General features: G+C 36.6%; 21 protein-coding genes. 16 read left to right on the top strand and 5 right to left on the bottom strand.

The annotated features are described in order from the left end of the window. Nucleotides 1-195: 195 nt before the first annotated feature. The 7 genes from ACWPWY_RS18175 (at nt 196) to ACWPWY_RS18145 (ending at nt 7,717) form a co-directional block, all read left to right on the top strand. Nucleotides 196-588 carry a site-specific integrase gene (locus tag ACWPWY_RS18175; RefSeq protein WP_454193094.1) on the top strand — a complete coding sequence of 131 codons (393 nt, stop codon included), beginning with the start codon at nt 196-198 and terminating at the stop codon, nt 586-588. A 570-nt stretch (nt 589-1,158) separates the two neighbouring features. Continuing rightward, nucleotides 1,159-2,502 carry a hypothetical protein gene (locus tag ACWPWY_RS18170; RefSeq protein WP_454193093.1) on the top strand — a complete coding sequence of 448 codons (1,344 nt, stop codon included), beginning with the start codon at nt 1,159-1,161 and terminating at the stop codon, nt 2,500-2,502. 537 nt (nt 2,503-3,039) lie between these two features. Further along, nucleotides 3,040-3,285, top strand: coding sequence for a DUF7669 domain-containing protein (locus ACWPWY_RS18165; RefSeq protein ID WP_454193092.1), 246 nt, complete (start codon nt 3,040-3,042; stop codon nt 3,283-3,285). A gap of 13 nt (nt 3,286-3,298) precedes the next feature. Then, on the top strand, nt 3,299-4,165 hold the full coding sequence (locus ACWPWY_RS18160; protein ID WP_454193091.1) for an Nmad3 family putative nucleotide modification protein: 867 nt from the start codon (nt 3,299-3,301) through the stop codon (nt 4,163-4,165). Nucleotides 4,166-4,659: 494 nt separating this feature from the next. After that, on the top strand, nt 4,660-5,295 hold the full coding sequence (locus ACWPWY_RS18155; protein WP_454193090.1) for a 2OG-Fe(II) oxygenase: 636 nt from the start codon (nt 4,660-4,662) through the stop codon (nt 5,293-5,295). Between the two features lie 76 nt (nt 5,296-5,371). Next, a protein-coding gene (locus tag ACWPWY_RS18150; protein ID WP_454193089.1) for an IS3 family transposase occupies nt 5,372-6,726 on the top strand; the annotation gives its coding sequence in 2 pieces (ribosomal slippage) (nt 5,372-5,825 and nt 5,825-6,726; 1,356 coding nt in all). 172 nt (nt 6,727-6,898) lie between these two features. After that, complete coding sequence (locus tag ACWPWY_RS18145; RefSeq protein WP_454193088.1) at nt 6,899-7,717, top strand: methyl-accepting chemotaxis protein; 819 nt, start codon at nt 6,899-6,901, stop codon at nt 7,715-7,717. Between the two features lie 138 nt (nt 7,718-7,855). Here the strand turns inward: ACWPWY_RS18145 and ACWPWY_RS18140 are convergent, their stop codons facing one another. From ACWPWY_RS18140 to ACWPWY_RS18120, 5 genes are all read right to left on the bottom strand, one after another. After that, nucleotides 7,856-8,020, bottom strand: a complete 165-nt coding sequence (locus ACWPWY_RS18140; RefSeq protein ID WP_454193087.1) for a hypothetical protein — start codon at nt 8,018-8,020, stop codon at nt 7,856-7,858. Nucleotides 8,021-8,331: 311 nt separating this feature from the next. Further along, on the bottom strand, nt 8,332-9,297 hold the full coding sequence (locus ACWPWY_RS18135) for a glycosyltransferase family 2 protein (RefSeq protein ID WP_454193086.1): 966 nt from the start codon (nt 9,295-9,297) through the stop codon (nt 8,332-8,334). Between the two features lie 408 nt (nt 9,298-9,705). After that, complete coding sequence (locus ACWPWY_RS18130; RefSeq protein WP_454193085.1) at nt 9,706-10,626, bottom strand: aldolase; 921 nt, start codon at nt 10,624-10,626, stop codon at nt 9,706-9,708. 98 nt (nt 10,627-10,724) lie between these two features. Continuing rightward, on the bottom strand, nt 10,725-10,850 hold the full coding sequence (locus ACWPWY_RS18125; RefSeq protein ID WP_454193084.1) for a paeninodin family lasso peptide: 126 nt from the start codon (nt 10,848-10,850) through the stop codon (nt 10,725-10,727). Nucleotides 10,851-10,869: 19 nt separating this feature from the next. After that, nucleotides 10,870-12,819, bottom strand: coding sequence for an asparagine synthase-related protein (locus ACWPWY_RS18120; RefSeq protein WP_454193083.1), 1,950 nt, complete (start codon nt 12,817-12,819; stop codon nt 10,870-10,872). Nucleotides 12,820-13,314: 495 nt separating this feature from the next. On the opposite strand from ACWPWY_RS18120, the gene ACWPWY_RS18115 reads away from it, so the two are divergent. The 9 genes from ACWPWY_RS18115 (at nt 13,315) to ACWPWY_RS18075 (ending at nt 24,421) form a co-directional block, all read left to right on the top strand. After that, on the top strand, nt 13,315-15,111 hold the full coding sequence (locus ACWPWY_RS18115) for a glycosyl hydrolase family 28-related protein (protein WP_454193082.1): 1,797 nt from the start codon (nt 13,315-13,317) through the stop codon (nt 15,109-15,111). A 502-nt stretch (nt 15,112-15,613) separates the two neighbouring features. Beyond that, entirely contained in the window at nt 15,614-16,369 is a 756-nt protein-coding gene (locus ACWPWY_RS18110; RefSeq protein WP_454193081.1) for a YveK family protein, read from the top strand. Between the two features lie 16 nt (nt 16,370-16,385). Beyond that, nucleotides 16,386-16,982 (top strand): CpsD/CapB family tyrosine-protein kinase, encoded by a 597-nt coding sequence (locus tag ACWPWY_RS18105; protein WP_454193080.1) that lies wholly within the window; start codon nt 16,386-16,388, stop codon nt 16,980-16,982. 235 nt (nt 16,983-17,217) lie between these two features. Further along, on the top strand, nt 17,218-18,162 hold the full coding sequence (locus ACWPWY_RS18100; RefSeq protein WP_454193079.1) for a glycosyltransferase family 2 protein: 945 nt from the start codon (nt 17,218-17,220) through the stop codon (nt 18,160-18,162). Further along, nucleotides 18,126-19,196: a glycosyltransferase family 4 protein gene (locus ACWPWY_RS18095; RefSeq protein ID WP_454193890.1), complete on the top strand. Its 1,071-nt coding sequence runs from the start codon at nt 18,126-18,128 to the stop codon at nt 19,194-19,196. The genes ACWPWY_RS18100 and ACWPWY_RS18095 overlap by 37 nt, the downstream gene beginning before the upstream one ends. Nucleotides 19,197-19,221: 25 nt before the next feature. Continuing rightward, nucleotides 19,222-20,667 (top strand): O-antigen ligase family protein, encoded by a 1,446-nt coding sequence (locus tag ACWPWY_RS18090; protein WP_454193078.1) that lies wholly within the window; start codon nt 19,222-19,224, stop codon nt 20,665-20,667. After that, nucleotides 20,664-21,782, top strand: coding sequence for a glycosyltransferase family 4 protein (locus ACWPWY_RS18085; protein ID WP_454193077.1), 1,119 nt, complete (start codon nt 20,664-20,666; stop codon nt 21,780-21,782). Before ACWPWY_RS18090 ends, ACWPWY_RS18085 begins: the two co-directional genes overlap by 4 nt. Nucleotides 21,783-21,925: 143 nt before the next feature. After that, complete coding sequence (locus ACWPWY_RS18080; RefSeq protein ID WP_454193076.1) at nt 21,926-23,284, top strand: lipopolysaccharide biosynthesis protein; 1,359 nt, start codon at nt 21,926-21,928, stop codon at nt 23,282-23,284. A gap of 84 nt (nt 23,285-23,368) precedes the next feature. Next, a complete protein-coding gene (locus tag ACWPWY_RS18075) occupies nt 23,369-24,421 on the top strand; it encodes a glycosyltransferase (protein ID WP_454193075.1) in 1,053 nt (350 codons plus the stop codon). The last annotated feature ends 22 nt before the right edge of the window (nt 24,422-24,443 follow it).

The following is a 24,443-nucleotide window of genomic DNA, read 5'->3' as shown; positions in this document are numbered from 1 at the left end:
TACGAAACTGGAACTGCCGATTTATTTAGCAGGTTACTTAGGGTTAAGACGTGAGGAAATCGTAGGGTTGCGTTGGAAATATGTTGATTTTGAGGTTCGTACAAGTGTCGGGAGTCAGGAGGTTGTGAAGACTCCAAAGACGGATAAAAGCAGGAGAGTGCTCTTTATAACGGATGAACTGTTGGAGGTCTCCTGTTGAAGGCAAAAAGCAAGCAAGAGGAATTAAAACTCATGCTTGGAGATGAGTATATAGATAGCGGTTATGTATACGTTCATGATAATGGAAAGCCTAACCGGGTGAAATCTGTAACTGAGCAGTTTAAAAAGTTTTTGGAGAAGAATAACCTGCCGAAGATCAGACTTCATGATCTGAGACATACCTTTGCAAGTATTCTCTATGAGGAGGGTGTCGATTTGAAGGTCATTTCTGAGGCGATGGGTCATTCTGATCTCGGGACGACTAATAAGATTTACACACATCGATTTGATAAGACGCATAAAAAAGATTGTAACAGCGATGAGCCAGGCTTTGAAAAAATAGGAGTAATAAATTGTTTTAATGAAGTGTTTAAAGGCAAGCGAAGCTAATAATCTGATAAAGTCAAAGTAACCGAAGAATGATGACAAATTTCAAAAATCAAAATCAAGACCAGAATTAGAGGGATAATGGTCTATAGAGAAGTCAAAGCAACTAGTGAGATTAACTCACTGGTTGCTTTCGTGAGCATGTTTACGTAAATGTAAACATGAAAATCAGGCTGACCCCCAACTAATTTGGATAGGATATTTCTTTAATATATCAAAATAGATTTATTCATTCTCGTTGTCATCCTGCCTCCGGACCGAAATCGCCCCACAGACCAAGCTGTAATTCATTTGGATTGATACTGTTGTAATCATGGGTATCCCCCTTTTAAAATCCTAATCGTGAAAAGCGCTCTTCAGATCATTCAAGGAAACGGTCACTTTGCCGACGATCTTTCGATCTGCCAAGAAGCGATATAACCTTATAACTTAATAGTTATAAGCAAGCAATATAGAACTTAGATCAATGTATGGAAGAAAGGAGTGAAAATAGGTAAAAAGCAGTAGGAATTTAGGTTTAATTATATTAAAATTATGAGGTTATGCGAATACTCTTGAAGGTGGGACACTACATTGGTTTGCAACAATTGCGGGAATGAAATGGTTCAGGGGAGCCACTATTGTCATAACTGTGGAGAAAAAGTTGAGTCTTTGGAGAAAGTAAAAGTTGATCTTATAAAAGACCAAGAAGTAAATATAGCAGCGACTGATGATGTGGAAATTAATTATGCAGGTACATCAATAAATGAAAGTGTTGAAATGAGTAATCATAGCAACGAGGCACTAGATTATAAAGATAACAGGAAGCGAACTGTTAAGAAAAAGATTATTAAGCTGGCCACTTCGATAATAGTTATTTCGGTATTAGCAATTGGTTGTTTTTATGGTTTACCTTATATGAAATATAAGCACGCTAAATCTTTGATGGCAGAAAAAAAGTATGGGAAAGCAATTTCCGCATTTATAGAGTTCGAGGATTACAATAATTCTAAAGAATTGGTAGTGGAAAGTAAGTACTTATATACGAAACAATTAATTGAAAGTAAGGATTATAATCAGGCAAGAGAAGTAATTGATACATTACATTATACATATAAAGACAGTAATACAGTAAGGCTTGAAATAGACTATCTTAGGGGCAAGCAATGCTTACGGTCAAAAGAGTATCTGAAAGCTATAAACTTTTTTAACGCTAGTATAAGTTTTAAAGATAGTAAGCAGCTTAGTATTAAATCGAGATATCTCTATGGAAAAGAGCTAGCTGATCAGAAAAACTATCCGGAAGCAATTTCTTATTTTGAAGGTATAAAGGGTTATGAAGATACTAATACCCTACTAGCCGAAACCAGGTATTTAGGGGGAATAGCAAAATACGAGAGTGGCAATTTTGATGATGCTGAGGCATTGTTCCTTGCTAATAAAGAAGATTATAAAGATACAGAAACCTATTTAAGTAATATGGCTGTGTTAAAACAATTTAATGGAACGTGGGAATCTGAATATGGATCTAGTCAATTGATCTTTTCAGGGATAAATGTTACTATAGTTTATTTTCCAAATTCACCTAAGACTAAAACCTATACTAGTGAGATAGAAGTTGAATATGCTTATACAGTGAAGGATAGTTATGGAACAACGTACTCTCTTACAAAAAATCATTTATATGAGGAATATGATGATAATTACAACTGGGAAGCGGAAGAATACAGTAAGGTGAGTGACCATACTTTTATCCCTGAAGAAAAACAACCACCACGAATAGGAATGACCGCTAGTGAGGTAAGATCTTCTAACTGGGGGTCCCCGAAAGATATTAATAAAACCACAAATGCCTATGGTGTGAGTGAGCAATGGGTTTATGACGATTACAAATATATATACTTAGATGATGGTGTTGTCACGTCCATTCAAGAGTAAACATAAGTAATTATATAAAGTAAGAGCAATCAGTTTAGATCTGATTGCTCTTTTTACTAAATTAAAGTACCCCTGTAGCGCTTGATTTAGTGGATAGTCACAGCTAACGATTTTTGAAAAAACTCCAGGTCAAGAAGTTCGCTGTATCTATGTTTATTACCTTACTTGTGGTCATATGATAGTAGAATTACTGTCTAACGATACAAACATACATAAGCCCGATCTATCACAACAACCTAAGGCAGCCGATTTCTTAATTTTGGTCTTTGAATTACTTTTCTTTTTGATTCAAGGAACCGATCCTCAGCTATCTTTTCAAAATCTCTATCAAATAACACTTCAAACTTAAGCGTTCCTCTTGCTCCCGAGGGTAAACTTAAATTTATATGAATTTTATCTTTTTCAAAACTACCCAATGGACTATTGTGATTTTCCCACTCGTGTATTTCATGATGAATTCCTCAATAAACTCTCGAAGCGGCGTGTAGACTTCTTGTTGGAATTGGTAATTGATTTCTTTTATATATTCTATATAGGTTGAGTAGTTGCAGAGATGAGTTGCTGATAATAAAAAGAGCGATTGTTAAGTCTAAGGGAGATAATAGGTTTACAATTAAGGAAGCAATTGAGCATATGAAGTTAAATAATTCTGTATATGCAGAATCGACGATGAGGACGCATATCACATCCAAATGTTGTAATAATGCCAAGCGCCATCATGTGGTTACCTATAATGATTATGAAGCTCTTGGCAATGGTGAATACAAGGTTATCAATTTATAGGAGTGAACAATCGATGAAAGTTATTCTGAGCAGGAAAGGTTTTGACTCATCCGCTGGGAAATATCCAAGCCCGCATCTCATTGACTCAAGAAGGTTAATCTCATTTCCTATACCTGAAGATGAAAAAGTGAATACAAGTGTAAGATATTCTGATTTAAGAGTTGACCAGAACCATACTTATCTTGGTCTGATGGAACAGCTTGGAATTAAGAAATACAGTAATGGCACATTTGTACATCTCGATCCCGATATCAATGCTACAGTAATTGAAAGGAACCATCCTGAATGGAGAGGAGTATTTGGTCAATCTAGCGCGGCACAGTCGCATTTAGCTAGAAAGAACGTGCAGGTAGGGGATTTGTTTCTGTTTTTTGGTTGGTTCAAGGACGTTGTTAGGGATGCATCTGGTTATAGGTACGTTAATGGGACAGATAGGCATATCATATGGGGTTACATGCAGGTTGGAGAGATAGAGCTTATTGATAAAGCAGGGCATTATGACAGTTGGAAGTTATCTCATCCTCATTACAAATGTCGTGATAGGGATATGAATACAGCCTATATAGCTGCCCCTACTTTGTCATTTAATAATGCTCTTCATGGAAGTGGAACGTTTAATTACTCGGATTCACTGGTACTAACCAAAGACGGACAACGGAAACGATCAGTATGGAAATTACCTAACTCTTTTCATCCTAGCACGGGCACAAAGATGAGTTACCATGAAAATATATTTAGTAAGTCGGGGAAAAGAGTCTGGGAAAGTGGAAATAACCATTGCATATTGAACTCGGTAGGTAGAGGGCAAGAGTTTATAGTAGAAGGCAATAAAGAAGTAGAGAATTGGGCAAAAGAATTGGTCCAAGGGCAGTTTACATAAGGAATTGTTGATTTTGGATGTAATATAGTATTCTAGTGAAATATTAATGTAAAATGAATTGAATCGCTGACTACTTCGAACGCTCTTATAAGAGATACATTTAATTCTGTAACAAAGAGGTTTGAAAAGGGGTTATTATAGGCAGAAGTTATTGCAATTATTATGATTATAGTTCTATACTGTTTGTAATTTTGGAATTCTTATTCCGGTAATGTTCGATGTACTATCATCTCTCCTTGATTTCTCTTATGGTGTAGGTTCTTTTTATTATAGAGACGATATTTTTGACCTTTTTTCCATTCTAGGATAAAGGGTCTTTTTAATTTGTTTAACATAGTCTAAAAAATATGTATTGAGTATATTCTATACTTGAACTGTTTTTATAGTATATTTGTAATTAATGGTAGTGATTCAATCCATTCTTATTTTTGAGGTTTTTAGTTTAGGTTCTTGTTTAGTCATCATAAGTGATTATAGAGAGGTTGATTTATATTATGACAAAGGAAGTTTCGATCTTACCCATTCAATCCGTCTATTCTATTGATAATCACATGATTACTGCCACCGTTTTACATGAAGAACCTTTAGTAATGAAATTTGATGATGTATTAAGTGAAGAGGAATGTCAGATGTTTATTGATTCTCTTGCATTACGTCTTAAAAAATCCAAACTGGTGAATAAAGAGGAGAGTCAGATTCGGACTAGCAGTGGTATGTTTTTTAAAGAAAATGAAAGCCCTTTAATAACGGAAATTGAAAATCGCATATCAAATCTAATGCATGTACCCATGTCCCATGCGGAAGGACTGCAAGTATTACATTATGAACCGGGGCAAGAGTTTAAAGAACATTATGATTATTTTGGGGCCAGTAGTCCTTCTAGTCATAACAATCGAATTAGTACCTTAATTATATATTTAAATGAGGTAGAAGAAGGTGGAGAAACAACCCTTCCGAGGTTAGGTATTACCTTGAAACCAGTGAAAGGTTCTGCGATTTACTTCGAATATTTCTATAACAACCAGGAGTTAAACGAATTAACTCTGCATAGTGGAAAGCCAGTTATCCGCGGTGAAAAATGGGTAGCGACTCAGTGGATGCGAAAACAACGAATACGAGAAGGATACTAAAATTTAAGAAGACCACTACGTATGAACTGCACCCCAAATGTTAGACATTAACTAACATTGGAGGTGCAGTTTTTATATGGCTAAGTTTAGTTCAGATAAAAAATTACAAGCAGTTATGCGTTATCAAAATGGATCGGAAGGAATAAAATCGATTGCGAAATCGATAGGAATCCATCATTCTGTCTTATTAAATTGGATTAAGCAATATGAGCACCATGGTGAAGAAGTTTTTAAAAAGCGCTATACACCGTATTCCATACAGGATAAACTAGACGTACTTAATTATATGAACGAATTCGGGACGTCTGCTAGAGAAACGGCCGCAATATTTAATATTGCAAGTCATAGCACCATTTTAAGCTGGCAAGAGAGCTTAAAATCACATGGAATGGACGCCCTAAGACCAAAGAAAAAGGGGCGTCCATCCGTGAAAAAAGAATCGATCAAACGAAAGAATCAAACGTTAGTAGAAGGGTCCGTAGAGGCCTTACAGGCAGAAGTGGAACGTTTACGAATGGAAAATGAGTATTTAAAAAAGTTAAATGCCTTAGTTCAAAACAAGAAAAAATCACCAAGGAAGACAAAGTAAAGGTCATCTATGAATTAAGGCATAAATACTCGGTGAAGGCGCTTGTGGCATTTGTCGCTATTCCACGAAGCACATATTACGATGTAGTGAAGAAGCTAGATCGTCCAGATCCAGATGCTGACTTGAAGGCTGAAATCAAAGCGATTTACGAGGAACATGAAGGTCGATATGGCTATCGTCGCATTCGAGATGAACTAGCCAATCGTGAGCAAAAGGTGAACCATAAGAAAGTGCGCTGTATCATGAAAGAATTAGGCTTAAAAAGCGTAGTTCGCATGAAAAAATATAAATCGTACAAAGGAACGGTGGGCAAAATTGCGCCAAATATTCTAAACCGTAACTTTACGGCAGAAGCTCCGAATGAAAAGTGGGTTACGGATATTACAGAATTTAAATTATTTGGTGAGAAGCTCTATTTATCAACTGTGTTAGACTTGTTTAACGGAGAAGTTATTACCTATACAATCGGCTCTAGACCAACGTATTCACTTGTTTCAGAGATGTTAGAAAAGGCTTTAGAACGTCTCCCGAAAAAACATAAACTATTGATACATTCAGATCAGGGATGGCACTATCAAATGAAGCAATATCGTCATGCCCTTGAATCAAGAAGAATTATTCAAAGTATGTCACGTAAAGGAAACTGTTACGACAACTCTGTAATGGAGAACTTCTTTGGCATTATGAAGTCAGAGTTCCTCTATTTAAAGGAATTTGAAAGTATAGAACATTTTAAATCAGAATTAGAAAAATATATCAATTACTATAATATGAAACGGATCAAGGCAAAATTCAAAATGAGTCCAGTGCAATACCGAACTCATTTTGAAAAAGTTGCCTAATGAAATAACCGTGTCTAACTTTAAGGGGTCACTTCAGTAGAGGTGGTCTTTGTTATTGTTTCTATACTCATTCACAGAATTAACCAATGGTGGTAAAATCAAATGATTAGTAATTTAACTTAGATCGAACTAAAGTTTTAATACATAGCTACGCATGAAGGAGAATTATAGAATGAACACCATTGAATCCTTGGACAGTCTGATTACCATGATTCCCATCTTAAAGGCAGCAGTTCCTGCTGAACTATCGATTGCTATTTGTGATACAGAGAAATTTATTGCCTATTGGCCTGGAGAAGATATTAATTTGGAGATCCATGTCGGCCAACCTTTGCACCACGAAGAACCGTTAACGCAGGCAATTCGAGATAATATCGCACTAAAAGCTCAGGTACCTGCCTCATTTTATGGTTTTGAATTTATAGGGACGGCTACACCGCTCCATAATTCAAGTGGCCATGTCATTGGCGGTATAGCCATTCAGTTACGTAAACAAAGTGAGTTAATAGCCATAGCGGATCAAATTTCGCTCTCATTAACACAAGCCAACAAACAAATCTCAGAAGTCGCAGAAGATTCATCCAAATTAGCGGATTCTGCTCAGCAGTTGCTAACATTTGCCCATCAGACGGTAGAACAGGTGAAAGAAACGGATAAAGTTGTAACGATTGTCAAAAGAGTAGCAGATCAAACGAATTTATTAGGAATTAACGCAGCAATTGAAGCAGCTCATGCAGGAGATCTAGGAAGAGGATTCGGTGTGGTAGCGAGTGAGATACGGAAATTATCCAAGGAGTCGCTTAACTCTACGAATGTGATTCAAACTACTCTGAAAACATTTGAAGAGGCAATTAATGAAATGCAGGCATCCATTGAACAAATGACGGTAATTGTTGAACGACAGGCAACATCGTCCCGCCAGGTATCCGATTTTATAGAAGAAGTTGATCGGATGTCAGAACGGCTAAATGAATTTGCAAAGAAATTATAAATTAGTTCTAATTAGCGTCTAACTATTGGGAGATCAGCGACTCTAAAAGACGACTAAGAATCAATTTTGATGCTTAGTAAACAAAAGAACCAAGCGGTTGCTTTGTCCTTTTGTTTGTATTCACTCATAGGTTCTGAACTAGTGATAACTTTCCTTATTCTTACCGTTGTCATCATGTTGCGCTTGTTTCCGGCGATCATTACGGGCCTGCTGTTGTTGCTGAGCATCCAGGCTGTTTACAGGTGTTGATTTCAAATCGTTTACTTCGTTGATCAGGTTTTTATCAGGTTGGTTTGGACTCAATTGATTGATCCTCCTCATGAATTGGATTAGTTATTAAGATTATAATGTGTTGGATACTATGTAACTATTCGCTAAGAAAAAAGTAACAACCGTTCACCGGTTAATACCCAGGAAACGGTTACTGCTTAAAACTTATTTTGTTTTTAACAGGTATATGACCAATGATTGTTTTTATTTCCCGATTGTATACAAAACCATCGTAGTTAGTTGAGCAACGGTATTCGTATGTATTGGTCTTTTAATTTCGTATATATCAATATTGCCGGCTAAGCGGGCTGTCGTTAATAGGAGTCTACTTTTTGAACCATAATTTAGAGTGCCCTTTTACTGACTCCTCCAAGAAGCACGATAAGGACCAACGCTCTATAGAGAGAAATTCCCCCAAAGCCTAATTCATATATATTTAACATATTCGTCAAGGAGTCTTTCCTTCTTTTATGATGAGCATAAGCAATAGAACATTCGAGTACAACTTCAATATATTTTTTTCTGAGTTTCTTGATCTGACTTTTAGATAAAAGGTTCTTATAGTCATTGTAGAGCCAGTGAATAGCTTCTACTTTACTAATTGTGTTTTCTAGTCTCTTTGCTGTTTGTTGACCCTCGTGTATACGACAATATCCTAAATAATTTGTTAGAAAATATGCTTTATGGTTTAGAGCTCCTAAAGATAGCATTAAGGTGTAATCAGGAACCATACCACCATAATTTCTAAAGAATCCGACCTCTTCTAAAATTTTTCTCTTGAATAAAGTAACATGAATAGTAAATATACATGCCCTATTTGTGAGAGTTCTCATAAATACATCATTATATTCACCTGAGTCCATGTTAGAACGTCCGCAATAGTCAGCAAACATTAATGATTTTTCCTCTAAAAAGTTCTTATTGTCATCCATAAAATAATGATTTGAAGAACAAAATGAACTCTCCTCATGTTTTGACAGTGCACTATAAGTTGAATTCAAGAAATCGTTGTGCCATATATCGTCATCATCCAACATGGCAACATATTCTCCAGTTGTTAATCTAAAAGCTTGTTGTCGATTTGCTAATTGTCCTAGTGGTATTTCATTTACTATGTGTTTAACTATGATGTCGGGATATGTACATATAAACTGGTCAATTACTTTTTTAGTATCAACATCACTACCATCTTCACTTATTACAACTTCTACTGGCAAAAGTGTTTGATTAAAAATTGATGTTAAACAATCTTTTAAATAATCCGCTCTCTTGTGTGTTGGAACAGCAACACTGATTCTAGGCTTATTCATTCTTCCTGCATCTCCTCTACAAAACTAAAATATATTAAATAATCTTAAATCAATACAAAGTTAGACTGATACATATTGTATCAAAAACATTGACCGCCTTCAAATAATTGGTTATATGTTAAAATTGATTTTTTATAATAAACTAGAATGCGACGAATTGAAAAGTTAGCTATATTCTAGTAAATCAAAAAAAATTAATAGAACAAAAATAAATGGTTTTACGGATACACCGCCCCATGATATAGTCAGGTTGGTTTTGACTCAATTCATAAGTCCTGGTCATGAATTGAGTTAGTTATAAAGATAATAGTTTGCTGGATACTATGTAACTATTCGCTCAAAAAAATGTAACAACCGTTATCCGGTGGATACCCAGAAAACGGTTGTTGCATGACGAATAATTGGTTTTTATTTCCTAATGGTATCTAAAACCATCGTAGTTAGTTGATCAACGGTATTCTTATGTATTGGTCTTTGAATTTCGTATATATCAATATTGCCGGCTAAGCGGGCTGTAGTGTCAAAATGCCATTTTGTTAACCCACTGTCTTGTATAAGGGATTTACGGTATGTATGACGATATAGAAGCGGTAACCGTTCTAACTTCTGAATCGCTCGAATCTGGAGATGAGCGCAATCTGTTTTAATGAGTTCGAATATACCGGCTAGTGAGATGGTATCGGAGGAGAAATGAGATTCCACAGGAACGGCGTATTTGTTTTCACGTTCGAATAGGGGGCGATATTGATTTGAATTCATGCCCAAAGTATCTAAGCTTTCCTGCCATAGTTTCTGTTGTGGGTAGGCCGGTGTTACATAAGGAATATTCTGATGTTCCAGCGTAACTGCTATGACATCATCTGTTAATAGTTGATATCCTTGTTGGATAAGAGCCGAAGCAAGCGTAGATTTACCGTGTCCGGAATGTCCAACGAATGCGTAAGCTTTGCCATTAATCACAATAGCACTGCCATGTAAGGGAAGGATTTTTCGCTGCATTAAAATAGCACCCATGCATGTTCCAAGTATATACAAACGAATTTTATCTTCATCCGCACCATGATCAGGGGAAATAGAGATGGTCGTTCCGTCTTCTATGGCGAAGACAGCAAGATTAGGGACCCTGAACATTACCATGTTCTCCATACATACGGATGTTTTCGATGTGATTGAGAGCTTTGACCATTGTTCTGTTAAGTCAGCGTAGCGAATGGCAATATCAACACTATGATTAGGGGAATCCAGTTGTTGTACCTCAGGCAAGGCAATATCGCTATGTATGGAATACCCGAAGGCCGTATATAGGTTTTTGTTAAGGATTTGAGTCACTGTCCTCACTCCATTGCTCGAAATACGAATATAAAAAAAGATAGCCCGTATACCCAGTAGGCGTATAAGGGCTGAGTCTTGTGGGATATAATAGCTGCTTAGCTGTAGTGAACGTTTTCATCTGGATCCGATTGAAACGAGTCTGCTCTTGCATCGCCAGGGCCAGCCATCGTCATATTCATATCAAGCACTTCCAAAGTAGGAATGTTCCATTCTTTTTTCATATGTATTTTTCACCTCCTTTCAAAAGTTTTTTTGGAGAAAACGATACAAGATTAGGCTTCGCATTAACAGCTTAATGGTAGAATTGTATGCCTGATTTGGTTCAAGACCATGACGGGCTTCTGTTAACGCATTATGGAAGACTGGCATGTTGATGAATTGTTGCATTCTAGGATCATGGCTCAAATGTTCAAGTTCCTCAATAAAATCAGGCCAGTCATTAGACATTCTATGGATTGAATCAGCTGCTTGAGTCCCTCTAGTACGTTGATTCAGCCGAATAGAATCAGGAAGCATTCCTTCTGTAGCTCGTCTTATAAGTGCCCGATCCACTCCATTGTGAACGAATTGTTCTATTGGAGTCGACAGGCAATATCGAATCACTCGTAGATCATTGGTAGGATCATGGCTCCATACAGAATAATGGAGAGAGAGCTTACTGTTACTTGTTCCTGTCGTACTCCACATATTTACACGGTCGAAATGTTGCCTTCTCGCTTCCATTGGATCTGATGGAAGATCTGCTGTTGAACCTATACCGACAAATGTAGGATCACTAAGCTTATCATAGATTCCGTTCAGTCTGGCATACTCAGAATTTATGAGCTGAGGATAGGTATATGCTGAGAGGCGTGGTCTAATTCGCTCTAGAATTGGGTATGCTTTACGGCTAACTATGGAATAGATACGCTTGCGTCCCACTCCCACATTCTTACTAAATAGATTGACCTCTCGAGATAAGCGAATCCATTCAAACTTCTTCATAAGTTTGGTGTAATATTCGATTGCTGGGCCCCAGGAAATGCTGTAATTTCCACGGGCACCGGTGAGTAATATACCGATTCCGCGTTGCTGTGCCTGTTCATAAATTCCTCTTAACCAAAAAGTATTATCGAAGAACTTATATGGAGATTCTAAGATCTCTAGCCAGTCATCAATTTCTGAAATGGAGTTTCTTCCTTTGAAATCTAAGTAATTGTCATCAATGTTACCTACATAATTTACGGTCTGTTGTATGTGACGACTTTCGTTTGCTAGCCTATGCTTGGGTGTCCAGTCTTTGAACCCGTCATCTGGCACATAACTGAAGGTATGGAGTATTCGGTTATCCTTCTGTAATGCTCTCGCAGCGAAGCTGACAACAGAGCCAGAGTCTAATCCTCCGCTAAGATGTGCACCGACATTCTGGTTTGTCCTCCCAATCCTGGCTGTGACGGCCTTACTAAATACTTCTTGAAATCCTTCCACATATTCTTGCGATGAGCTAAGCTTCAAAGGTACTGCGTTCGAAAGGCTATTGTACCGGGTAATGGATACTCGGTCCTTCTTAATTGTTATCGTATGAGATGGCGGTAGCTGCTCAATATGCTTATAAATCGTAGTAGATACATCTGGCGGTTCGAAAACACCGCTGATCGTAAGAAACTCAGCTAGCCATAGATCATTCAGTTCTTTATGTACATAAGGTAAGGATAACAAAGGCTTAATAACTGTGCAGAAAGAGAAGAACTCATCATTACGGTGATAATAAAGCGTTCGCGCACCGGAGAAATCTCTTGCTCCAAAAAGTGTCTGTTTACGTTCATCCCAAATGACGAAGGCAAAATCACCGACGAGTCTTTCCGTCATTTGTTCAGACCAACGTTCATAAGCCAGCAGTAAAATTTCGCTATCTGTCATATGGGGGCGGAGGTTTCGAGCAACTTGCAACTGCTCCATCAATTCTTCCCGGTTGTCGATCATAGCATCTGCAGTTATGGCAAGCCCACGGAGAGGATCATAAGCAGGCAAGATTTCATGAGTGGATTGCTCTGTAATCCACTGAGCGTGACAGCCCAACATGACGTGATCCTTATTCCAAGTCGCGCTTTGATTAGCCGGGTATTTGCTTAAAGATTGCATTACAAGACGGCCGTGCTCCATGTAAACGGGTACTCCATTAAAACCATAAATACCGGCAATTGCACTCATTTTATTTCCTCCGATATACCTATTGCAGTTAGATGAGGTGTTCATGAATTAGTTCTATAGTCATTATATCATGTATACAATTTGTATCAATAGTTTTCAAGGCTATATCCAAAATAAATAAATATTCTCAGTTTTCTCAGTTTATATATTTTATGTTTTCTTTAAACGATTTGCTTCTTCTATGAAGGAAAAATAAAACACTATTGATAAAAAAATAGAGTGCCTAAAGAAATATAGAGCCGGTAGCTACGAAAAAGACCTATATAACTGTATATATAATGATCATAAATAATTCTTAAGTGAGAGTAACTTTGTTATATATTCATTCATGATACATTAGGTATCTATTTAGCTGATGCAGTATAGCTAAATATGTTTCCAAGACCTAATTAACTTTAATTCAATAATCGGGCAAAGATTGATTCATTAAGATAGGCATCTCCATCAAGCATTTATGACATAGAATCACTACTATATTAGAAGGAGGAGATGAGCATGGCAAAACGGCTAACGAAATATATGAAAATGAATAAATGGTCATCTACAGATATGATGCTTCCACAAGATGTTAGTGCCAATTTCGAAGTTCTTGATGAGGAAATGAAGAGTCATGGTATTAATGTGAAGTGGTTCGGCGCTATTGGTGATGGTAAGACAGATGATACTGCAGCATTTCAGGCGGCGATGTTAATGTGTGATAAACGTTATAAGTTGTTTGTACCTGCAGGGAGTTATCGAATAAGACAAACCATTGAAAATAACAGTCGTGGGATCTATGGAATTGGAACTTTTGTAGATAGTGGACAAATGGGTACCAAGATTATCTGGGATCCCCTCGACACGAAAACAGATTTGCTCCCATGTATAAGAATTCAAAACTCTGGAATAAAAGCTGTGTTTGAAGATTTCACTGTTTCAGGTAATTCACAATATAGCTCAAGAAATCTCTCCACTTGGATTAATAAAGATTTTTTTGATCAAAGCTCATATGACATGTTTGTAGCAGGGGCATCGGCAATCGAAATATCAGGAGGAGCAACGCCGATTTTCAGGAATATCTCTACTACCGGAGTGAAAGTGGGACAACTTCTTAATAGTACTCATGGACATGTATCCTCTTATGATTGTAGCTGGGGAGGTTTGATTGGTGTATATTGCCGTATTAATTCAGGAGATTACTTCTACCAAGGAGGTGGTATATCCGGAGCATTCTGTGGGATTATGCTCGGTACAATCCTATCAGCAGGACATCGGGGAGGCTTCAGTGCCCTTATTCACAGAACACATCTCGGATTCTCACCATATGCCATTTATCAATGTATTAATAGTGGAATTAATGATTACAACAGCGCTCCAAATGTTAGTGGATTAAGTGGTATATACACGAGTGCTCAATTTGAGCAATGTGGAGAAGCAGCTATAAAATTGCTACCGAAATCTTCAACTAGCAATTTTAGAATATTTGGTTTTGGATTTTCTTGGTCAGTTACAAAGTATTCAGCTAATTTATCTGGCTGGGAGTATCCGTTGCCAGATGATTTAAAAAAAGCCAGTGAAAAACAACAGTATGCAGCATGGTTTGGAACTATTACTGCTCCTACTATATTTTCTGATGAGCTTGGAACACTAAGAAAATCAACGGCTCAGGGAGCATTGGGAACGGCTTATATCGACACCTTAACTGGTGACAAAGAATCGGATCTAACCGGATTGGGACCAGAATATACGGTGATTCGCAGAAAAATAACTCCATTGTATAGAAACGCTGACTTACAATCACGAATGCAGGAAAGAGAGCATAGGGCGCTAATGCCGGTTTCGGCTCCAAATCTGCTTAGAAATCCAGAAGTATTATCGAATTGGGTTATAGTAAACGGTACTATCAGTATTGTCGCAGTGGATCAACTGCCAATGCCTATTAGTAATGAGATGAAGCAGGTTATAGGGAATAATCCTGTGATTTTGAAAATAACTCCCGATGGAGTCGATTCACCAGTTATTAGAATAAAATTCAATGCGCAGAGTTTGCCGTATAAGGGAGATGCTAATCGAAACTTAGCCATGCAATATTTTATATTTGAAACAGAATATGATAATTCTAATTTTTATAGATCCATTGGACGTATTACAGCTCAGAATGCTGAGCATATTTTCAACGACGCATTTACCTGGAAGACAGAAGGATGGACACATTTACGGGGAAGGGACTTGGCTAGCAAAACAGGTCTATTGCATGAATTTAGCATCGGTGCTTTACCAAAATCAGGTGAGATCTATATATCGCCGGAGTGATGGTAACATGGGATCATATTGGCTCGTATTCTCCATACACGCACAGCTACATGACAGATTCATTAGAAATCGGCGGGTCGTGCACTGGACTTATATTAACTGATTCCGCTACAGGCAGTCGTTATAAGTTATCTGTTTTAAATGGGAATTTACAAATCAATCTAATGAATAAATAGATTGATTTGTAAATTGTGACTGTGGATGGGTTTTTTGATCAATTAATCAAAAAACCCATCCATTTTTTAATTTTTTATTTAATTTTAGTCCAGAAAATAAACCTGAAATAAGTAATGGATATTATAAAAACTCATTTATGTATTGCAAAAAAAATTAGATTGGCAACACAACGTATCCTTGACACGATACATAATGTATCGTAAATTATGGGATGTGATTAATACACAATGTATCGTCAGGAATTCATATTTGAGAATGTTACTCAAATACACGGAAAATAAAGCGCAAAAAAATTGCTTTAGAATAAGCGGGGGGTTCAAGACGAATGGAACTTAAACAGTATTTTAGAGTTTTGCAAAAGAAGTGGTGGTTGATAGTGGCAATTGTAATCATTGCAATCACAGCATCAGGAATAAAAAGCTACTTATTTACAACACCAATTTATGCTGCAAATGCAAAGCTTATCGTTAATCAGTCTTCCGACGAAGGAGGGGCAACCCTCAATGCAAGCACAATACAGACTAGTATTGTTCTTATTAATACTTACAAAGAGATTATCAAATCATCAGCCATTATGAATAAGGTTGTAGAAGAATATCCTAATTTGGGGGAGAGCGCATGGGAATTATCTGCAAAAATATCCGTCACATCTGCTAATAACTCGCAAGTTATGAACCTAGTTTATGAGGATACTTCCTACGCCAAAGCTGCTGAGATTGTAAATGTAGTCTCAGCGGTATTCAAAGAACAAATTCCTCGCATTATGAACGTTGATAACATCACCATCTTGAGTGAAGCAGATGCAACAGCGTCACCTACACCAATCAATTTTAATCCTGTCATGAACATATTAATTAGTTTTGTTGTTTCACTGATGTTAGCAGTTGGATTTGTATTTCTGCTAGATTATTTGGACGATACTCTGAAGACAGAAGCTGATATCACCGAGATTTTGGAAGCTCCTATACTTGCTGTTGTAGGAAATCTAAGCAAGACTGATATGAAGAAATCATCAAGAATGAAAGCAAAGAAGAAATCAAAAGCAGGCGTGAGCCAGTATGCGATGATCAATCAGCGATAACAGTTTAATTGTATCTATGAACCCTAAATCACCTATATCGGAAGTATATCGTCTGCTTCCAACAAAAATACATTTTACTTCTAGAGATCAGGAATTGAAAATTATTATGATTACATCGACTCAAGCAGGAGAAGGAAAAACTACAACGATTAGCAATTTGGCGGTTACTTATGCACAGGAAGGAAAAAGAGTGCTTCTTATTGATGCAGATATGCGAAAGCCTTCGCTTCACCTTGTATTCTCCCAGTCTAACCTCAAAGGTCTCAGTACAATCCTAACAGGAGAAACGAATACGCTAGATTCAATTCAAGAAACGAATGTGGGTCATTTATCCTTACTTCCTTCGGGACCGATACCTGCGAATCCGTCAGAGCTTATGGATTCAGAAGTAATGCGAGAGTTATTGGATCAACTCAGACTGCAATATGATGTGATTCTCCTTGATACACCTTCTGTGCTCTCAGTATCCGATAGTGTTATCGTTAGCACATTATGCGATGGTGTTGTAATGATCGTCGCTTTAGGAAAAGTAAGGAAAGATCATCTGAAGAAAGCTAAGGAACAACTGAAACATGTGAATGCACGAATGTTAGGCATTGTAATTAACAGCTAAACATATGTCGAAACAAAGGTATTGTCTACTGCACCTTTTTCACTGTGGGCACTCGGTCACGCTGTGGGTCCTAAGGACCTTAGACATTATTGTCAAGGGTGTGGTGTGAGGACGGGTTGAATGCCCTTATAAAATAATGTTCTTTTTCAGAGAATATAAGACAATTCTTAGGTTAATATCTATAAAGTTTATTTTATTTCCAAATTTAGCATATTAAATATGGAGTGTTTAGAGAATGAATATGACCATAAGCGTAATTGTTCCGACGTATAATAGAGTTGAAGCTCTATTGAACTGTATCCAAGGAATAAAAAGACACACTAGATATCTTGATGACATTATAGTTGTTGTAAGAAAAACTGATGAGTATACATTAAAGTGTTTATCAATAAATTCTATAAAAAATTTAAAAGTTGTTCTAATAGAACAGATTGGTGTTATAGCCGCTTTGAACTTTGGGATAGAGCAAAGCATGGGTTCTATTGTGGTTCTTACTGATGATGATACAGTTCCTTATGTAGACTGGCTTGAAAAAATTGAAAATTACTATCTCACGCAAAAAAACATCGGCGGAGTTGGCGGAAGAGATATTGTACATTCCCGGGGAAAACCGATTCCGGCTGTCAAAAAAAAAGTTGGGATTATTAAGGCGTACGGTCGGGTCATTGGTAATCACCATATTGGTATAGGTAATGCCCGAGAGGTAGATATTCTAAAAGGTGCGAATATGAGCTTTCGAAAAGATGCAATTCTAGGGCTGAAGTTTGATGAGAAACTAAAAGGTACAGGTGCACAAGTATACAACGAAATGGAGATCAGTCTTTCTGTAAAGAAAAAAGGTTGGAAGCTGATCTATGATCCACAATTGTGCGTAAATCATTTTCCCGCAGAAAGATTTGATGAGGACAAGAGGAATGAATTTAATGAGACTGCCCTTTTTAATACTGCTCATAATGAGACATACACTTTACTAAAGCATTTGAATTGGAACAGAAGACTGTTATTTATATTATGGATTATTCTTGTTGGAAGTAAGGCTTCACCAGGGATCATTCAATTTGTCAGGATGCTTCCTAGAGAAAAATATAAAAGTTTTAAAAAAATATATATTTCATATAAAGGAAGAGTCGAAGGGTGGAAAACATGGAGGCTCAGCAAAAAGGTTCTATTGAAAACATGAAAAAATTACGAATTGCCGTAGTTGCATTTGAATTGATTGTGCCTAATCAACGAACAGGTGGTGTCAGTCATTTCAATCATAGATTATGTACGAAACTTTCTGATATGGGGCATGAAGTTACGGCCATAACAATGAATTCTTCGTTAGAAGGTACTAATTATACTATTAAGTCACTATCACAATCTGTAGATTTTAACAATCGGTTCCACCGTTACTACCTAGCTCCGTTAAATGGAAGAAAGGTTAAATTTAACGAGTACGACCTTGTTATTTCCAATGGGGATGATTGGGCGATGCGTAAGTCTGGAACAACTTGGGTGCGTATTATGCATGGAAGTGCTATAAGAGAGCTTCAACATAATCGTAGATTACTTAGAAAATTAAATTTGTCTGTACTGTATCTTCTAGAAAGGTACTCTTCAATGCGTTCTACAGTTACTTTATTTAATTCAAAAGATACACAGACTTTATATAAGAAAAGGAAGCAAGATGAAGTTGTATATCTTCCAGTAGATAAAAGTTTGTTTTATCCAGCAAAGAAGGAGGAGGAACCAACGATACTATTTGTGGGGGCTCTAGATACTAGAAAAAGAGGACGTATGGTCCGTGATCTATATCTATCTAAAATCAAAAAACAGATCCCAAATTGTAAGCTCTGGATGGTATGTAATCCTGATGAAAAAATCGATGGAGTGACATATTTCAACAAGTTATCTAATCAAGAGTTAGCTGAATTGTATAGTCGAGCTCACGTGTTCTGTATGCCCTCCACTTATGAGGGGTTTGGGCTTCCTTATCTTGAGTCACTTGCTAGTGGAACGTTAGTTATCACAACTCCAAATCCGGGAGCTAATGAAATATTGGCAAATGGAGAATACGGAATAATTGTTGATGACAATGCATTGGCCTCGTCCATAATAGACGCAATACAAAATTTAGGGGAATACGAATCCATGGTTCAGAAAGGACTCGATTTTGCTAATAATCAATCTTGGGAGTCAGTTACTAGGAAGTATTTATCATATATAACCTAATTATATAGATTATGAGAGGGAAATCATGGGTGATAATCTGTTTCAATTCGTAAAATCGAGAAATAAACTTTCATTGATTTGTGGTTTAACACTTGCTGCAGCACTTATTGGGTTCATTACTCCTAGCCATAATGAACTTATGATTCAAATTGGAAGTTTGCTATTAGTATTTATTCCTGCTTTTATTATGTCTCTGAGAGATCATAAACTGCTTCTACCGTATATCGTGGGTTGCTGGGTTTTTTCCCCTGCATTAAGGCGACTTATAGATTGGTCACTAGGAGAATTTCATTCGTTCTCGTTAATTCTAATACTACCTCATTTGGTTACGTTAACTCTTATCTTTAGCATAATCAAGAATAATAAGAACAGGAGTCTACGCCAAGAATTACATGACAATAAATTTTATGTATACATACTATTTGCTTATTCTTATGCTGCAATATTAGGTATTGTTTTTAATAAAATAGCTGGAATATATGAGTTGGTTGGTTACATCTCTCCGGCTTTAATATTTTTATACTTATTCTTCAAACCTATTAATCAAGTTGATCTGAATAAAATGATAAACATATTAGTAGGAATTGCATTAATTGTATCAATATATGGCTGGATTCAGTATCTTATCCTCCCTCCTTGGGATAAATTTTGGCTTGAGAATGCAAATATGAATTCAATAGGGAGACCAGAGCCATTAGGCTTTCGTATGTTTTCTACCATGAATTCTCAAGGGCCAGTTGCAGTGTTTCTAGGAGTGATATTGGTATTGATGATTGTTAACAAAAAGTGGAGGCAACCTTTTAGTTGGATTGGAATAATAATTATCTCAACCGCCATGATGATAACTTTAGTTCGTTCTGCATGGGTTACTTTAGTTATTGGATTGATTTTTTATATTATGTTTATGGAAAGAGGGAAAAAAATAGGGAAAATTATTACCATCTTTCTAGTAGGGTGGTGTTTATTCTTTATTATGAGTAAATTGCCAGGTGCCGAGAACGTCTTCTTAAGATTTCAAACATTTCAAAATATACAGGAGGATCATTCTTTCCAAGAAAGGATCCAGCTTGTTATTTCTGCAACGCCACAAATATTAAGCAATCCTATAGGTGGAGGGTTTGGAAGTATTGGAAGAAGCACACTACTTGGCGATGGTGAAGCCTTTGCTGGGTTAAACAGTGTAGACAATGGATATTTAGGTGTGTTTGCTACATTCGGCGTTATTGGAGGGGGAGCTTTTTTTATCGGAATGTTCCTGTTATTCATAAAAGTCTATAAACAGAAAGGAAATGAATACAGGCCTTTGGCCGTTTCGACTATTGCTCAGCTTTTAGTTTCTTATATGTTTGGAGGTAGCTTACAAGGCTATCAAGCAGTTCTATTTTGGCTTTTTGTTTCATTGGTTTTGACTAAGCAAAGTGGTAAATATATCGATTCTAGTAGTGGCACATATTTGGAGGGAAAGCCTTGAAGAGGAATTTGGTAATTATAAATCACGTAGCTGAGTCTGGTGGAGCTGAGAATGTTATGATCTCCACTTTACAGAATTTGAATAAGAATCACTTTAATGTTCAGGTAATTTTATTTCAACAAGGGCAACTTGTAGATATTATTCGTTCTCTAGGTTATGAAGTTACAGTTATTGAATCTGGAAGAATACGAAACATAGTTCAATACTTTAAGACAGTAAGTAAAATTATTCATAGCATTCGTCTATATAAAGCAGATATAGTTGTCGGTTGGGCTTCAAAACCATTTATCTATGCAGGTGTAGCAGCGTGGTTTATAAAAAAACCTGTTATTTGGTGGCAACATGGATATCCATCCACAAGCTCTATGTTTGATCTTCTTATTAGTCGAATTCCCGCCGCTTGTATATTGTGTCCATCAGCTTCTGTCGCCAGTGCTCAATCTGAAATCTATAAAAATAGTAATATTAAGGTGAATAATCCTGGTATTGACACTGAACATTATAGTTTTAATCAGATTGATAGGGAACAAATTAGAGAACAATTTAATATCCCGCTCGATGCTCAGGTCATTACTTATGTAGGTCGACTTCAACGTTGGAAGAGACCAGATGATGTTATAAAAGCATTTAGTCAGATTACAAATAAGGAATGTTACTTAATGATAGTAGGAGGAGCCTTATTTGGGGTTGATAATGATTTTGAGGAAGAGTTGGTTGAATTAACAAATCAAATGGGAATCAATCATAAAGTTATTTTTGTTGGTCACCAAAAGGAAACATCTAAGTTCCTATCGGCTAGTGATATTGTCATTAATTCATCGATTAAGGAACCCTTTGGGCTTGTTGTTGTGGAGGCAATGTCAAATGGACGTGTTGTTATTGCAGTTAATAGCGGTGGTCCTTCAGAGATTATTGATCATAATCAAACAGGATTTCATTATGATGGATCAATTGAAGATTTATATTCCACAATACAACGGGTATTAGATGACAAAGATAATCTAGAGTACATCGGTTTAAATGCCAAGATGAAAGCTAAACAGGAATATTCATCAGAAGAAATGGCAAAACGATTTGAGCACTACTTAACGGAAACTATTGAAGGAGCTGTCTAATTTCATTTAGCGATTAACTTCTCCTATTCTTATTCAAATTGGGGCACTTATTTTCTAAATTGTATTGTCAGTAAATATTGGATGTATGGTACGAATGAAGAAGATATTTCTTTTTTTGATTATATTTTTTATGGAGTTGGATCATGCAGAATAACATTATGAATAAAGATGTTAGATTCAAAGGTTTTATACAAACATTCGGAAGTCAAATAATAATAATGTGTGTAACATTAATGTCTGGTGTATTGCTAGCTCGAGGACTTGGCACTGAAGGCAGAGGACAGTACATTGCAATAACAATGTGGTCTAATATATTATACTGGGCATTGAGTTTTGGTATATATCAAACTGTTCTGTATTATTGGAAGTCGTATAATAGTTCAAGAAAAGTGATTTTCACTACCTTCTTAGTATACGCTTTATTTTTTTGTGCTTTAGCTATACTTATTGCGGAGTTGGTAATAGTCCCTTTGGTAATGACCGAGTACAGTAAAGAAGTTGTGATAGCAGCAAGGATTTATTTTTTAGGGATTATTTATGCTGCTTTTTCTGACGTACTTATGTCTTCTATGGCGGGTGATGAAAAATTCGGGTATTCTAATATGCTCCGTGTAGCTGTTCCAAGCCTCACAACTTGCTCCATGTTAGTTTTGTTTTTAATGGGGCAGTTGAACAGCGTGTCAGGATTGTATAGTTACTTTATTATCTCCACCTGTTTGTTTATTATAAATCTATTAAAAATAAAGAAAAGTAAATTATTGGGGCGTAATATTGATTGGAAATTAATGTGGAGTGCATTTAAATACGGTTCTAAATCACATGGTGGTAATGTAGCGGGGCTCGCCTCGGTCAATTCTACTCAGATGATATTGTCAGTGTTTCTCCATCCTTCAGCACTTGGTATATATTCAACAGCACAAAGTTCCATATCTCCATTAAACACGATAACTTCAACAATAGGAATTACACTTCAACCTATGTTAACAGCTGAAGAAAAATCTAAGGTTCATACTCGCGTTATAGAGATTATTCGAAAGTCGATTGTATTAATAGGAATTTGCTCCTGCGGATTGGCATGCTTACTTCCCTTCGCTCTTCCGTTAATTTATGGTCAGGAATTCAAATCAGCTACCATTTCCGCCTTGATTTTATTACCAAGTGTTATATTTAATAGTGTATCAAACACGTACAGAAATGCTCTAAACGGTGCAGGGATGACATTTATTAATACTAAGGTTGAGATTATAGTTCTCATCTGTACTGCTTCATTTCTTTATGTGTTTTTGTCTCGTTGGCAATTAGAAGGGGCAGCGATTGTTACAACTTTATCAAGTATAGTGAGATTTTATATTTTTTATAATGAGTATAGAAAGCGGATCATCAACATTTCTTTTTTAACCATGTTACCGAGATGGAAGGATGTCGCAGATCTATACAGAATTTTTCTTAATGCATTGAAGAACAAATTTACTAAAGCTTCTGTTAGTAAAGAAAATGTCTAGGTAAGTCTATAATTAGTCATTTATATCAAGCAATCTATAAACAAAAAGTCTGGCTTTAATAAAAGTAATTTGTGGGGTGATAGCTTGAAGATTCTTCATATAGCCAATCATGTCAATCAGTCCGGCAACGGAATTGTCAATGTCATGATTGACTTAGCTTGCGAGCAGGCGAAATTAGGTCATAATGTAGCGGTTGCATCTGAAGGTGGAAGATATATAGAATTGCTACAGAAGAATAATATTCAACATTATAAATTGGATCAGACCCGAAGGCCCGCACAGATAATGCAGGCTTTTTTTGATTTCAGGAAGTTAGTAAAACAATTTAAGCCAGATATTATACACGCACATATGATGACGGGGGCACTGTTATCGCGGATTTTGAAAGGATTTCAGAAATATAAAATTGTTACTCATGTACATAATGAGTTTCAAAAAAGTGCGGATATTATGAAGGTTGGAGATTCTGTAATTGCGGTAAGTCAGGCTGTAGCTAAGGCAATGATAGACCGAGGCGTTCAGAAGAAAAAGTTATGTACAGTACTGAATGGAACAGTTGGAAGTTCACGGAAGGAAGTGTCGCAAGAGGTTCAGCTTAATGGGCTATCCATAGTAACTGTGGCCGGCATGTATGAACGAAAAGGAATTAATGATTTAATTGAAGCATTCGAAATCGTTGCGAATGAATATCCTGATGCAAATTTGTATCTTATAGGAGATGGTCCTGACCGATCTAAGTTTGAATCAAAAGCTAACCAATTAGTTAAGGGAAATAATATTCATTTCCTAGGCTACCAATCTAATCCCCACAATTATATGAGGGCTGCTGATGTTTTTGTATTACCTTCGCATAAAGAATCATTTGGATTAGTATTGATTGAGGCTCGAGAAGCGGGTTGTGCGATCGTCGCAACAGATGTTGATGGAATTCCAGAAGCTCTTGATTTCGGCGAATCAGGTATACTCGTACCTCCAAAGTCACCTGTGAAAATGGCGGAAGCTATCTTGACAATGTTGCAAGATTCCGAAGTCAGAGAGCAATACCGGAAACGAGCATTGACAGGACTGGATTATTATTCAGTAGAAAGAGTGGCTAGAGATACGCTAAAGATTTACGAAAAATTACTAATCAGTTAAATCATATTGAAGAAAAGAGAGA

This window comes from Paenibacillus sp. Marseille-Q7038 (assembly GCF_965111595.1).
This window is presented reverse-complemented; position numbering and strand designations above follow the sequence as displayed.